10 protein-coding genes are annotated in these 13,921 nt (G+C 73.6%); 5 read left to right on the forward strand and 5 right to left on the reverse strand.

What is annotated here, in order from left to right:
* Positions 1-36: 36 nt before the first annotated feature.
* Positions 37-1,014, forward strand: coding sequence for an ATP-binding protein (locus KRR39_RS05760; RefSeq protein WP_216941136.1), 978 nt, complete (start codon positions 37-39; stop codon positions 1,012-1,014).
* On the opposite strand, the gene KRR39_RS05765 is transcribed toward KRR39_RS05760, so the two are convergent.
* Both KRR39_RS05765 and KRR39_RS05770 read right to left on the reverse strand, forming a co-directional pair.
* On the reverse strand, positions 1,011-2,414 hold the full coding sequence (locus tag KRR39_RS05765) for a WS/DGAT/MGAT family O-acyltransferase (RefSeq protein WP_216941137.1): 1,404 nt from the start codon (positions 2,412-2,414) through the stop codon (positions 1,011-1,013). The two genes, KRR39_RS05760 and KRR39_RS05765, sit on opposite strands and share 4 nt — an antisense overlap.
* A 58-nt stretch (positions 2,415-2,472) precedes the next feature.
* Positions 2,473-2,838, reverse strand: a complete 366-nt coding sequence (locus tag KRR39_RS05770; protein ID WP_216941138.1) for a DNA polymerase ligase N-terminal domain-containing protein — start codon at positions 2,836-2,838, stop codon at positions 2,473-2,475.
* Between the two features lie 43 nt (positions 2,839-2,881).
* Here KRR39_RS05770 and KRR39_RS05775 point away from each other — a divergent pair, with 43 nt between their 5' ends.
* Both KRR39_RS05775 and KRR39_RS05780 read left to right on the forward strand, forming a co-directional pair.
* Positions 2,882-6,184: a DEAD/DEAH box helicase gene (locus KRR39_RS05775; RefSeq protein ID WP_216941139.1), complete on the forward strand. Its 3,303-nt coding sequence runs from the start codon at positions 2,882-2,884 to the stop codon at positions 6,182-6,184.
* A gap of 26 nt (positions 6,185-6,210) precedes the next feature.
* A complete protein-coding gene (locus KRR39_RS05780; RefSeq protein WP_216941140.1) occupies positions 6,211-6,813 on the forward strand; it encodes a DUF1684 domain-containing protein in 603 nt (200 codons plus the stop codon).
* Here KRR39_RS05780 and KRR39_RS25540 read toward each other — a convergent pair.
* Positions 6,804-6,932, reverse strand: coding sequence for a hypothetical protein (locus KRR39_RS25540; protein WP_302053554.1), 129 nt, complete (start codon positions 6,930-6,932; stop codon positions 6,804-6,806). The genes KRR39_RS05780 and KRR39_RS25540 overlap by 10 nt on opposite strands.
* A 166-nt stretch (positions 6,933-7,098) precedes the next feature.
* Here KRR39_RS25540 and KRR39_RS05785 point away from each other — a divergent pair, with 166 nt between their 5' ends.
* Positions 7,099-8,478, forward strand: a complete 1,380-nt coding sequence (locus KRR39_RS05785; protein ID WP_216941141.1) for a glycoside hydrolase family 25 protein — start codon at positions 7,099-7,101, stop codon at positions 8,476-8,478.
* 38 nt (positions 8,479-8,516) lie between these two features.
* Here KRR39_RS05785 and KRR39_RS05790 read toward each other — a convergent pair whose 3' ends face one another.
* Both KRR39_RS05790 and KRR39_RS05795 read right to left on the reverse strand, forming a co-directional pair.
* A complete protein-coding gene (locus KRR39_RS05790) occupies positions 8,517-11,093 on the reverse strand; it encodes a hypothetical protein (protein WP_216941142.1) in 2,577 nt (858 codons plus the stop codon).
* A 7-nt stretch (positions 11,094-11,100) separates the two neighbouring features.
* Entirely contained in the window at positions 11,101-11,937 is an 837-nt protein-coding gene (locus tag KRR39_RS05795; protein ID WP_216941143.1) for a hypothetical protein, read from the reverse strand.
* 249 nt (positions 11,938-12,186) lie between these two features.
* Here KRR39_RS05795 and KRR39_RS05800 point away from each other — a divergent pair, with 249 nt between their 5' ends.
* The gene (locus KRR39_RS05800) at positions 12,187-13,890 is read left to right on the forward strand and encodes a hypothetical protein (protein WP_216941144.1); all 1,704 of its coding nucleotides are present in this window, start codon (positions 12,187-12,189) and stop codon (positions 13,888-13,890) included.
* Positions 13,891-13,921 lie beyond the last annotated feature (31 nt).

A 13,921-nucleotide genomic window follows, 5' to 3' on the forward strand; every position in this document is an offset into this window, starting at 1 on the left:
CCTGCTCAGGATACGAACGTCGCCGATGATCACAGCGTGCAGTCTGGTCGTGGACAGGTCGCGGAGAGCCGGGTGCGCATGGTCGCCCAGCCCCAGAGCGTGCCGGCCGTGCGACGGTTCGTCGACGACGCGCTCACCACCTGGGGCTGTCTCGACCTGATCGACGACGTCAGCCTGTCGGTGACCGAGCTCGCCACCAACGCGACGCTGCACAGCCGCAGCAACTTCTTCGACGTCGAGCTGCGCTCGGACCCGTACGCCGTCCGGGTCGCGGTCGTGGACACCGGTGACATGTCCGCGGAGTCGATCGCGCTGCGCGCCGACGTCGGCCACCACCCCGACGTCACCGGCGACCTCGACCTGGAGTCGATGACCGGGCGGGGGCTGTTCATCGTCTCCTCGCTGGCCAGCAGCTGGGGCATCGACGACCTGCCGGGCGGCACCCGGGTGTGGGCCGACTTCGCGACCGGCGGCCGCCCGGATGGTGACCAGGGCGCCGTCTCCTCGCAGCCGCTGCTGTCCGGGTGGGGACGACCGGACCCACGCCTCGAGGTGGACACCGTGGTGATCCGGCTCGACGGCTGCCCGCCCGGCCTGCTGCTCGCGCACGACGACAACCTCGCGGACATCGCGCGCGAGCTGCGGCTGTACGGCGCCAGCCACGCCGACCCCGAGGCGTCCCGGTCGGCCGAGGAGGTCGTCGAGATCGTGCTGCTGTCCGCGCTGTCGTGGGACGCCGCGCGGGTGCTCGCGAAGCAGGCTGCCCGGGACGGGCGCCCCCTCGTCGACGTGGCGATCGCGAGCAACCCCGTGGAGCTGCCCCGGCGGGTCGCGGTGCTGCGCCGGGCCCTGCTGCGCGCCGAGGCGATGGCCGAGCAGGGCCTGCTGATGACGATGCCCGCCCCGGCAGCGGTCCAGGAGTGGCGGGACTGGGCCGAGGTCGAGATGGTCGAGCAGGCGTGCACCGGCCGGGCGCCGCGGTCGTTCGCCGGGCACCGCGAGGGCCTCGTCTAGACGCCCGCGGCCCCCTCCAGCGCGACGACCTCGTCGTCGAGGTGGGTGAGCAGCCGCTGCAGGCGCGGCACCGTGCGACGGCAGCCGGTCAGCCCGAAGCCCAGGTTCCCGGCGTAGGACGTGCAGGTGATGTTCAGACCCATCCCGTGGATCGGGATCGAGAGCGGGTACATGCCCTCGAGCCGGGCGCCGTTGGAGTGCAACGGCTCCTCAGGGCCGGGGACGTTGGAGATGATCAGGTTGAACGGCGGCCGGGCGACCCCGTCCATCTTGAGCATCGGGCCGAGGACCGCGGGGGCCAGGCCGAGCGCGCTCATCGCCAGGATCTGCGCCGGCGTCATCGCACCGAGCGCCTCCTTGCCCGAGACCATCGAGTCGTGGACCGACTGCAGGCGGTCGGCGGGGTCCGCCTGGTCGGTGCCCAGCCGGACCATCACCGAGCCCACCGAGTTGCCGCCCGACGCGGAGGCGCCCTGCGGTCCCTTGGCCTTGAGCGCGACCGGCACCATCGCCACCAGGGAGGTGTCCGGCAGCGCGTCGAGCTCGTCGAGGTAGGTGCGCATGGCGCCGCTGCACATCGCCAGCACGACGTCGTTGAGCGTCGTACCCGTGGCGCGGCCGATCGCCCGCAGCCGCTCCAGCGGCCAGTCCTCGGCGGCGAACCGGCGCGAGCCGGTGATCCGCTTGTTGATGATCGTGCGGGGGGCGTAGAGCGACACCGCCGAGGTCTCGTTGCGCACGCCCCGCGACAGGGTGCGGACCAGGGCACCGGGCAGCCCGGCCGCCTCGGAGCTGATCGCCAGCGCCGCCCGCAGCGCACCGAGCGGGACGGCCGACCCGGGGCCGGACTGCTCCGGCTCGCTCCGCGGCCGGCGGCGGGCGTGCTCGGCGGACCAGGTCGGCGCCATGCCCCGCTCGTCGGGGTCGGCGGACAGCACGCTCTGCATGAGCCGCATCGAGGACACGCCGTCGATCAGGGCGTGGTGCATCTTGCTGTAGACCCCGACCCGGCCGTCGCGCAGTCCCTCGATGACGTGCACCTCCCACAACGGGCGCTCGAGAGCCAGCCGGGTGCTGTGCAGCCGGCCGCACAGCTCGAGCAGCTCACGGATCCGGCCGGGCTTGGGCAGCGCGCTGTGCCGGACGTGGTACTCGATGTCGAACTTTTCGTCGTCGGTCCAGAACCACTGCCCGGCCGTCGCGACCGACCGGTGCGGCCGCTTGCGGAACAGCGGCGCCGGGTCGTCGTGGGTGAGCATGTCGTCGAACATGTCCTTGACGAACGTGCGCCCGGCACCCTCGGGCTTGCGGAACAGCTGGAGCCCCCCGACGTGCATGGGCTGGCTGCGGTTCTCGGCGAACAGGAAGCCCGCGGACGTGGGGTCCATCGGTGTGGGCATCGCTGGGGGCCCCTTTCGCTCGGAGGGTCGCGTGTGAGCGTAGCCACTCCGGGGCCCCTCACTCCGGCGGCTGGTCCTTGGTCCGGTGCAGCAGCCAGTCCCGGCCGGTGTCGATCAGCGCGTAGCGGACCGCGCCCTCGCGGCCGTGCAGCACGAACAGCATCCGCCGCTCGGTGCGGTCCTCGTCCTGCCACCAGCCCGTGTCGGCCACCGACTTGTCGGCGTCCTCGTAGGCGAGGTGGTCCAGGTCGTGGTCGCCGACCGCGACGGCGAGCCGGTCCTGGCTCGGGCTGGTCGGCACCCCCTTGGGCAGCGCCCAGGAGCGCAGCACGCCACCCTCCTCGAGCCGCGGGTCGAAGTGGTGCCGCGGCTTGTGGTGCTCGTGCAGCACGAACGCGGGCCGCCGGACGGTGTGGTCGCTCACACCACCATCCTGCCTGTCGGCGCCCCCTCGTAGGCTCGCGGTCATGGTCGACCTGTCCTCGCTGCTCGGTGACGAGGACCTGCGCCGTCGCTACGGCACGCCGACGCTGGACCGGGCGTGGGACTACGTCCGTCGCGGCAACGTGCTCTCCTGCACCCACGACCTGGACTCCGACGGCGACCTCGACGTCCGTGGCACCGTGGCCGGGTCCACCAGCGCGCCGTACACCGTGAGCCTCAGCGTCGGGTCGGACGGCGACGGCGCCTGGGTGTTCGGGCGGTGCAGCTGCCCGGTGGGGGAGGGGTGCAAGCACGCGCTCGCGGTGCTGATCACGGTGCGCGACGAGCAGGCGCGTACGTCGCCGCAGTCCGAGCGGCGCTGGGAGCGGCAGCTGTCCTCGCTGCTGGACGAGCTCGACGAGCGCGCCGTGAAGTCCCAGGAGCGCACCGACCAGCCGCTCGCGCTGCAGGTCGAGCTCAAGCCGCCGGCCCGCTCGACCGCCTACCGCGGCTGGTCGCGCGACGTGCCCAGCGCGCGCGGCACGCTGCGGATGCGGCCGATGCGCCGGGGAGCCCGGGACAACTGGGTGCGCACCGGCATCTCCTGGTCCGACGTGCCCTACCTGGACCGCAACGGTGCCCATCCGCCGGAGCAGGTGGTCGCGCTCAACGACCTGCTCTCCGGGCACCGCCTGGCCATGCGACAGCTCTACTTCGGCGCCGACGGCAACGTGGCACTGGGGTCCTTCGGGCCCGACGAGGTGTCCCTGGTCCGGCGGGCCGTCGCGGCCGGGATGCCGCTGCTGGCCGGGCCCGGGCTCTCCGCGGTGACGCTCGCCGACCCGGTGACGCTCCAGCTCGACGTCAACGCCGCGCCTGCCCGCGACGCCCAGCTGCGGCTCGGGGTCCCGCTCGACGGCGAGTGGTACGGCGCCGCCGACCTCGACGTGCTGGGCGAGGGCGGTCACGCCGTCGCGCTCTGGCTCGCCGACGGCGACCGCTGGTCGGTGACGCTGGCCGCGCTGACGGCACCGCCGGGTCCGGAGGTCCGCCGCCTGCTCAAGCGCGGCGACTCGGTGGTGGTGCCGGCCGCCGACCGCGACGACCTGGTCGCGGAGTACCTCCCCCGCCTGCAGCGGCACGTCCCGGTGATCTCCTCCGACGGGTCCGTCGACGTGCCCCGGCCGGCCGACGCGCGACTCGCGCTCACCGTGACGTGGGTGGCCGCCGACGAGGTGCGCACCGCGTGGACGTGGCGCTACCGGGTCGGCACCGACGACCGCGTCTACGCCCTGTCGGAGACCCGGGGGCTGCGCGGCGTGCGCCGTCCCGACCAGGAGCAGGAGCTGCTCGACCGGTTGGTGCTCGACGCCGAGCAGGAGCACCACCTCTGCCGCGGGCACCAGCGCGGGATGGGCCTGGAGGACGCCAGGACCTACCGCGACGCCCACGCGATCCTGTTCGCGACCGAGCTGCTGCCGGGGCTGCGCGGCCAGGTGGAGATCGACGAGATCGGCGACCAGCCGGACTACCGCGAGCTGGACGGCGTGCCCGTGATCCACTTCGTCAGCCGCGAGCGGCCCGGCCACGACCAGCTCGACCACCCCGTCGACTGGCTCGACCTCGAGATCGAGATCACCGTCGACGGCACTCCGATCGCGCTGGCCCACGTGCTGGCCGCGCTGACCACCGGCCTCGACCGGGTGATCCTGCGCAACGGCAAGCACCTGCGCATCGACCGGCCCGAGTTCGCGCACCTGCAGCGGCTCGTCGAGGCAGCCGCCGAGCTCCAGGAGCAGCCGGAGGGCGGCGTCCGCGTCGGGCACCACGACCTGGGCCTGTGGGACGAGCTGGCAGAGGTCGGCATCGTCGACGAGCAGGCCGCCCAGTGGGTGCGGGCCGCGCAGGCGCTCCGGTCTCTCGACACCCTGCCGGCCGTCGAGCCGGTCGGGCTCGAGGCCCAGCTGCGGTCCTACCAGCTGGCCGGGTTCCGCTGGCTGGCCTACCTCTGGCAGTCCGGGCTGGGCGGGATCCTGGCCGACGACATGGGGCTCGGCAAGACCATCCAGACCCTCGCGCTCGTCGCGCACGCCCGGGCGCACGGCGCCGCCCCCTTCCTCGTCGTCGCGCCCACCAGCGTGGTCGGCCTGTGGGCGAGCGAGGCGGCGCACTTCACCCCCGGCCTCGACGTCCGGGTCGTCACCGAGTCGCAGGCCCGGCGCGGGTCGTCGGTCGCCGAGGTGGCCGACGGCGCCGACGTCGTGGTGACCTCCTACACGCTCTACCGGCTCGAGGCCGCCGACTACGTCGCACTCGCCTGGGGCGGCCTGGTGCTCGACGAGGCGCAGACCGTCAAGAACCACACCGGCAAGACCTACCAGGCCGTGCGCCGGCTCGACGTACCCTTCCGGCTCGCGCTGTCCGGCACCCCGATGGAGAACCGGCTGATGGAGCTGTGGTCGCTGCTGTCGATCGTGGCGCCGGGGCTCTACCCGTGGCCGCAGCGGTTCACCGAGGCGGTCGCCAACCCGGTCGAGCGGCTCGGCGACCGTGAGGTGCTGGCCCGCTTCCGGCGCCGGATCCGGCCGTTCCTGCTGCGCCGCACCAAGGACCTGGTGGCCGCCGACCTGCCGGCCAAGCAGGAGCAGGTCCTCGAGGTGCAGCTCACCCCCCGGCACCGCACGATCTACGAGACGCACCTGCAGCGGGAGCGCCAGACGGTGCTGGGCCTGGTCGACGACTTCGACAAGCACCGGATGGCGATCTTCCGGTCGCTGACCCGGCTGCGCCAGCTCAGCCTGGACGCGGGGCTGGTCGACCCGGCCTACGACGGGGTGGGCTCGGCCAAGGTCGACGTGCTCGTGGACCACTTGCTCGAGCTCGCCGCCGAGGGGCACCGGGCGCTGGTGTTCAGCCAGTTCACGTCGTTCCTGACCCGGGTGCGTGCCCGGCTCGACCGGGAGGGCCTCTCCTCGTCCTACCTCGACGGCACCACCCGGCACCGCCCGCAGGTCGTCGACGCCTTCCGCACCGGCGACGACCCGGTCTTCCTGATCAGCCTCAAGGCCGGCGGCGTGGGGCTGACCCTGACCGAGGCCGACTACGTCTTCGTGATGGACCCGTGGTGGAACCCGGCCGTCGAGGCGCAGGCCGTGGACCGCACGCACCGGATCGGCCAGACCCGTCCGGTCAACGTCTACCGGCTGGTCGCGGCGCAGACCATCGAGGAGAAGGTGATGGAGCTCAAGGCCCGCAAGGCCGCGCTGTTCGCACAGGTGGTCGACGACGACGCGCTGATGTCGGCCCCCATCGGCGCCGACGACGTGCGGGCCCTGTTCGAGGACTGAGCCGAGGGCTGCGTAGGCTCCCGCGGATGAGCGCCTACGACACCGTGGACTGGCGGCGACGCGTGTTCGCCCTGTACTCCGACGTACGGGCGACCGCCGAGCCGGCCGCCGCCCACGACCTCTGGCGGCGGGGTCGCGACGAGCTGTTCGCCTCGCACCCGGCCACGCCGCTGCGGGAGCCGGACCGGGCGTCCTTCCGGGGCCTGCCGGTGCCGGCCTACGACCCGGCCTGGCGGTTCGAGGTCGAGGTCCGCGACGCCGCCCCGGAGCGGGTCGAGCTCGACACCGGCACCGACGGGGCGGTCCCGTTCGAGCGGCTCGGCGTCGTGGACCTCCCCGGCGTCGGCAGCCTCGACGTCTGGCGCCTCGCGTCGTACGGCGGCGGGCTGTTCGTCCCGGTCAAGGACGCGTCGGCCGGCCGGCCCGGCGGCACCTACGGCGGCGGCCGCTACCTCGTCGACACCGTCAAGGGCGCGGACCTCGGCTCGGCGGGCGGCACGCTGGTCCTCGACCTCAACTTCGCCTACAACCCGTCCTGCGCCTACGACCCGGACTGGGCCTGCCCCCTCGCGCAGCCCGGCAACACGGTGCCCGCGGAGATCCCGGTGGGGGAGCGGACCTACCCGTAGCAGGGTCCGGCACCGAGCACGGCGAGGCCGGTGAGGTCACCGGGTCCCCAGCCGGTGCGCCCGGTGTTCTCGGCGTCCATCAGCTCGCCGGCGTCGTCGACGTGGTCGAGGGGCGTCACCCCAGCACCAGCACGAACGGCTGCGAGCTGCCGCGTCGGTATGGGGCACCTTTCGGTGTTTTACTTACGGCACCCCGTCGGGCGGGTTAGCCTCGAGGACTCACCTGCACCACCTGTAACGAGATCGGGGTCGCCGCCGCGGTCCCTGGGAGACTCGGAGGAACCCGTGAGTAGATCGGTCGCTGCCGTCCGTCGTACGACCCGCCTGTTCGTCGTGCTCGTGACCTCGCTCGCCGCGATGGCCGCCTCGGCCCTGGCGTACGCCGACGGCGTCGACGTCTCGCACTGGCAGGGGTCGGTGAGCTGGACCAAGGTCAAGGCCGCCGGCATGCAGTTCGCGTTCATGAAGGCCACCGAGTCGACCACCTACACCGACACCCAGCTGGCCACGAACTGGGCCGGCACGCAGGCCGTCGGGCTCTACCGCGGCGCGTACCACTTCGCCCGGCCGAGCACGAGCGCCGGCTCCGCGGCCAAGCAGGCGGCGTACTTCGTCTCCAAGGTCGGCTCGTTCCAGAACCCCGGCACGCTGCCGCCCGTGCTCGACCTCGAGGCCAGCGGCGGATTGGGCGTCACCACCCTGCGGACCTGGACCGCGACCTGGCTCAGCGAGGTCGAGCGGCTCACCGGCCGGGTCCCGATGATCTACGTGTCCCCGGCCTTCTGGGAGCACTACCTCGGCAACAGCACGGCCTTCACCCGCTACCCGCTGTGGATCGCGCACTACGGCGTGAGCAGCCCGCGGGTCCCCGGCGGCTGGCCCACCTGGACGTTCTGGCAGCGCACCAGCAGCGGCTCGGTCAGCGGCATCTCCGGCAACGTCGACATGAACCGCTTCAACGGCACCACCGCGCAGCTCGCCACCCTGGCGATCACCACGGGCGGCTCGTCGGTGCCGGTGCCCCCGGGCCCGAGCGTCCCGGCCGCCTCGCCCACCGCGCTCACCGCGACCCCCTCCGCCACCACGGTGCCGGCGCGCGGCGCCCTGTCCATCTCGGGGTCGCTGACCCGGAGCACCGACGGCGCCCCGCTGGCGAACCTGCCCGTCGTCCTGCAGTCCCGCCCGGTCGGCAGCTCGACCTGGAAGACGCTGGGCACCGTGACCACCGACGCCAACGGTGCGTACGTCGCGGTGACCACCGTGCCGAGCGCCACCGAGTACCAGACCGTGTACGGCGGTGACGGGTCCACGCTGGCCCCGGCCACCTCGCCCCGCGCGCAGGTGCTCAACCCGGCCCCGGCGCGGGTGACGGTCTACCTGCACAAGAACAAGACCGCCAAGGTGCGCAAGGGCACCGCGGTGATGGTCTACGGCCACATCAAGACCGCTGCCGGGCCGATCACCGGAAAGTACGTCCGGTTCTACCAGCGCAAGGCCGGCACCAAGCGCTGGTCCTACGTGCGCCGTACCGCCAGCCTGTCGCCCACCGGGTGGTACTCCACGGTCGTGCGGCCGCGCCGCTCGACGACCTACAAGGCGGTCTCGTTCGCGGCCCCCGGGCTGCGCTCGAGCACCTCGAACCTGACCACCGTGCGAACCCGCTGACCCACCCACCAACCGGGTCGTCCGGTTGAGCGCGCGCCCTAGCGCCCCCGCAACCGGACGACCCGGGGTTCGCTAGGGCGTCGGCGTCGCGTCGGCGGCCGCGGGCGTGGCGTCCGGCGTGGGCTCCGACGGGGTCGGGGTCGGGGCCGACGACGCGGTCGGGGCCGGGGGCGTGGTGTCGGTCGACGTACCGGAGGGGCGCCGCCGGTGCTGCTGGTGGCGGTCGGCTCGCTGCTCGTCGCCGTCGTGGGGTCCCCGGCGGTGGGGGACGCGAGGCCCGTGGGAGTCACCCCGGTGCTCGGGCTCGCGCCGTCGGAGGGGGTGGCGGTCGGCGCGGCGGTGGGAGTGCCCGCGAGCGGGCCCTGCTCCTTCTCGATGATCCCCAGGATCTGCGTCTCGTAGGCGCTCAGCCGGGACCGGATCTCGGAGAGCGGCACCTCGGTGATGTGCGTGCCGAACGACGCGATCTCCTGCCAGAGCGCGGAGATCTGCTGCGTGCCGGCCTCGCTGAGCGGTCCGTCGAGGGTCACGAAGAGCTGGGTGGCCAGGGCGTAGGTCAGGCAGTTCACGCAGTCGGAGTTCACCGCCGCCGAGATGTTCTGCGGCACCGCGACGTGGTTGTCGCCCGTGACGAGCACGATCTGGAAGCCCACCGCGACCGCCGCGCAGTTCGTGCAGCTGGCGAACGCGTAGGCCTCGTTCTTGTTCATCGCCGGGGAGTCGTCGTCGATCCACACGAGGGCGAACGCGACGTCGTACTGCACGGTGTTGTCGGTGGTGTTCACGGCCATCGACTGGTTGTCGCCCTCGCCGGGGGCGAGCGGCTTGTCGAACGGGAAGACCCACGACTGCGGAGCGGCGGGTGCCGGGTCGGCCGGGGCCCCGGGGGCCGTGGCGGGCTGGTCGCCGGGCACCGGGGTCGCTCCGTCCGCGCCGGTGGACGGGGTGGGTGCGGAGGCGGCCTCGACGGTCGAGCCGTCGCCGCCGTCGCCGCCGTCGGTGCCGTCGCTGCCCGGGGTGCCGGAGCCGTGCGGGACCAGCACCATCGCGAGCTGGGGGTGCTCGCGGGTGGGCCGTGCGTCGCCGTCGGCCCAGCCGGTGACCAGCGTGCCGCGCTGCCCCTCGACGAGGCCGGACGGTGCCGGACGGACGGCGGCCGGCAGCGCCTGGGCGACCTGTCGCAGGGTGCCGCCCTCGTAGGGCTGGATCGGGCGGTAGGTGTCGGGGTGCGGCCACCAGGCCCAGGCCAGGCCGGCGACCAGGGCGGCGGCCACGAGGCCGGCGACGCCACGGTGCAGCGGCCGGCCCTGGGTGCGGGTGAGGACCGACCGGACGACCGAGCGGACCAGCCGGGTGAGGATCACCGCGGTGGCCAGGATCGGGAAGGTCACCGCCAGGATCGCGACGCCGCGGGCGGCGACCTCGAGGAAGTCGGCGTCGCCCCAGGCGCGTCCCAGCAGCGTGGACTGCTTGCCCAGGCCTGCCCAGGCGGTGCCCAGGATGCGGGGGAGCGTGACGACCATGGTGAACATCGAGAACGCCAGCATCGGCACCACGACCAGCACCCACAGCGTGACCACGATGCGCGCCCACGGCTTGAGCACGGTGCTCTCGGGGTGCCGCCAGCGCCAGGGCAGCACGCCGAGCAGGGTGGGCCGGATCCGGTGGAACAGGTCGGGGACGCCGGTCACGTCGGCCAGCACGTGGTAGCCGTCGAAGCGGACCAGCGGGGTGAGCTGACGGACCATCTGCAGGATCTGGGTGGCCACGACGAGCAGCAGGGCGTCGTACCCGGTGGCCCACCAGACGCCGGCGATGCCCACGGCGACGATCGCGTTGAAGTACAGGCCGCCGAGGTCGGTGCGCACCCGGCCTCCCCGGCCGAGCCGGTAGGAGTCGGTGACGTCGGTGTAGAACGCCGGCCAGACGAGGTAGACGCCGGCACCCATCACCCCGGGGGTGGCGCCGCCGCGGCGCGCGCCGGCCGCGTGCCCGAACTCGTGGAAGCCGGCCGACAGGACCGTGACCAGCACGACGAGCAGCAGCAGGCCCGGCTTGTCGAAGGCTTCGTACGTCGCGGACGCGAGCCCCTTGCGGAAGAACACCCACCAGCTGACGAACCCGAACGCCGCCATCACCGCCGTGACGACCACGGGGTGGAACAGCCGGGCGAAGGGCGAGGTGAGCCGCCGGGTCTGCTCCGGGTCGCTGACGGCGTACTTGAACCGCAGCGCCAGAAGCGGGTTGGACTTCCTGACCTCCGGCTGCGAGCCGTCCTCCTTGGCGAGCAGGCCCATCGGCCGGAGCTGCTGGTCGACCAGCGTGCGGATGTTGTCGGCGGTGACGGTCCGCCCGTAGGCAGCGCCGACCTGCGCTGCGACGGCCTCGTAGTCGCGCTGGCCGTCGACGGTCTCCAGGACGAGGTAGAGCAGCGGGGTGAGCTGGAACGTCTGCCCGTCGCCCCGGCGGGCCAGCGCCGGCGGCACGCGGTAGCCGGAGCCGACCATCTGCCCGATCAGCTCGACGCCGTCGGCGCGCACCGGCGCACCGACGACGGGACGCGACGGCGCCGCAGCGTCGTCGCGTCCCGTCGAGGAGCCCGGGAGGACCGTCATCCGGGTGCTACTGGGCGATGTCGGAGGTCTGGTCCGACGTCGCGTCGGCAGAACCGGTGATGTCCTGGTTGATGATGGCGTCCTGCTGGGAGACGGCGATCGCGTCGCTGCCGACCGAGCCCACGTTGGCGCCGACGGCCGCGTCGATCGGGGCGGCCACGTTGGCGTTCGCCGCGACCGCGCCGTTGATCGGGGCGGCCACGTCGGCGTTGGCGTCCACGTTCACGTCCACGTTGAGCAGGTTCCCGTCGAGCAGGCTGCCCGCGCCGCCCGCGGCACTGCCCACAGCACCGCCCAGGCCACCGGTCGCGTCGCCCACGGCTCCGCCGGTCGCGTCGCCGACTGTGCCGCCGGTCGCGTCACCCACGGCTCCGCCGGCCGTCTCGCCGACCGCACCGGTGGCGCCGTCGACCGCACCACCGAGAGCGTCGCCGAGGGGCGTGGTGGTGCCGGCGGTCGAGACGTCGGCCGGGGCCGCGGCGGGCGCGGTCGCGTCGGCGGGAGCGGTGCTGGTGTCGTTGCCCTGGTCGAGGGCGCTGTCCTGCACGGCGTGCGCGCTGGCGTCGGCGTCGAGGCCCTGGTTGATGATCACGCCCTGGTCGCTGAGGGCCTGGGCGGTGGAGTCCACCGAGAGCACGTTCGCGCCCACCGCGGCGTCGATCGGCGCGGCCACGTTGGCGTTGGCGGCGACGGCGAGGTCGATGGGGGCGGCGGCGTCGATCGCGAGGTTGATGTCCGCGTTGAGGTCGAGGATCGACACGACTTCCTTGTCCGGAAGCGCGGTCGCCCCCTGGGCGTCGAGCTCCTCGGCCGAGAGGCCGACGTCGGGCTGGTTGGCGTTCATCGGGTTCTCCGTTTCCGGCGCGCGGTGCACGCGCACGACCTGGTGGGTGGAGGCGCGTGTACCCGGACGGCAGAGCGACAAACCCCCTTGAATTACAGGGGAAACGGCACAGCTCCCGGTCGTGGGCGCTCGTTGTGCACCGTGCACAACCGGCTCCGACCGTGAGACGTCGGCCCTGTCTTCTCAAGTCCGTCCCGCGCGGGTCCGATGCTCCAGGAGTCACACCGGAGGGCTTGGGAGGGCTTTTCAATGCGGATCCGCGCCGTCGCGCGCCTGGTCGTCGTCTCGCTGGCGGCGGCCGGAGCGCTGGTCCTGGTGCACCCCGCCGTCGCGGACTCCGAGAACGGCGGGCCGGTGTCGGTGGCGGGCGCGTCAGGCACCCTGGCCCACCCCGGCGAGCTGGGCCCCGTGCACATCGACCCGGTGCCGCACGACGTGAGTCTCTCCGACCCGGTCGACACCGTCTCGCTCCTCGAGAAGGCCGGCGTCGTCGGCGCCCGGCTCGCCGCCGCGGACCAGCCGATGACGGTGGGGGCGACCGCGCCGCTGGGCACTCCCGGGATCAGCTCGCTCGGCAGCCACGTCACGCCGTCCTGCACGAGCAGCGACGCGGACCGGGTGCAGGTGCTCTACGTGCACGAGGCCACCACGACCTCCCGCTACACCCAGGTGCTGCCGCTGATCCGCAACGAGGTCGCCAACGTCGACGACGTGTTCGCGGTCTCGGCCGAGCAGACCGGGGGCGGGCGACGGGTCCGCTGGGTGCACACCGCGGACTGCCTGCCCGTCGTCCTCGACGTGGCGGTCCCGGCCGGCGCGCTCGGGCCCGACTTCTGGGACACCATCGACGCTCTGCAGGCGCAGGGCTACGACCGCGCGGACCGCAAGTACATGGTCTTCGCCGACACGAACCAGTTCTGCGGCATCGGCACGGTGTACGACGACGACCGTCTCGTCGGCAACCTGAACGACGGGCGGGCGGCGTCGTACGCCCGGATCGACGCGAACTGCTGGTCCTCCGGGCACTCGGTGCCGGCGCACGAGCTGACCCACAACCTGGGCGGGGTGCTGCCGGGTGCGCCGCACGCGACGGCCAACGGGCACTGCTGGGACGAGTCCGACCTCCTGTGCTACGACGACGGATCAGGCGTGCCCATGCAGCGCGTCTGCCCGTCCTCGCAGGAGCAGCTCCTCGACTGCAACCACGACGACTACTTCAGCACCGACCCGGTGCCGGGGTCGTACCTCGCCACGCGCTGGAACACCGCCAGCTCGAGCTTCCTGGACACGGTGCCCGGTCCCGTCGTCGCCCCGAGCGTGCCGGCCCCGAGCGCCCCGGCGCCCGCCGTGCCCGACGCCCCGCGCGTGCCGACTCCGGCGTCCCCGGTCCCGGTCGGCACCGCGTGGTCCGTGCCGACGGTGAGCCGGGACACCGTGCACGCGACCCTGCTCGCCGCAGGCGCTCCCCCAGCCGGGCACGAGCGTCCACCTCCAGGCCCGGTGGGCCGGCAGCACCCGGTGGGTCGAGGTGCGGCGGCTGACGACCGACAGCCGTGGTACGGCGAGTGCGCCCGCGTCGTACGCCACCGCCGGGGTGGTGCGGTTCGTCCTCGACGGCGACGCCGCGCGCAGCGGCTCGGCGTCCGCGGCCGTGCGGGTCAGGGTGTCCACCCGGGTCTCCGGCACCGCCGGGCGTCGCCGGGTCGCGGCCACGCTGCACACCGTCGGGGGCCGGGGGATCGTCCGCGCCGTCCTCGTCCTCCAGCGACGGGACCCGGCCAGCGGCCGGTGGTCCGCCGTGGCGCGGCAGCGGACCGACGCCCGCGGAGCGGCGGTGCGACGAGTCGTCCTCACCCGCGGGACCACCTTCCGGTGGGTGTTCGGCGGCGAGGTGCTGCACGCGCCGGCCGCGAGCCCGGCGCTCCGGGTCCGGCCCTGAAGGTGCGCGGGTGAAATACAGCGGTCGGCACCGGTGTTCTCCGCG

This window comes from Nocardioides panacis (assembly GCF_019039255.1).
Lineage (GTDB): Bacteria > Actinomycetota > Actinomycetes > Propionibacteriales > Nocardioidaceae > Nocardioides_B > Nocardioides_B panacis.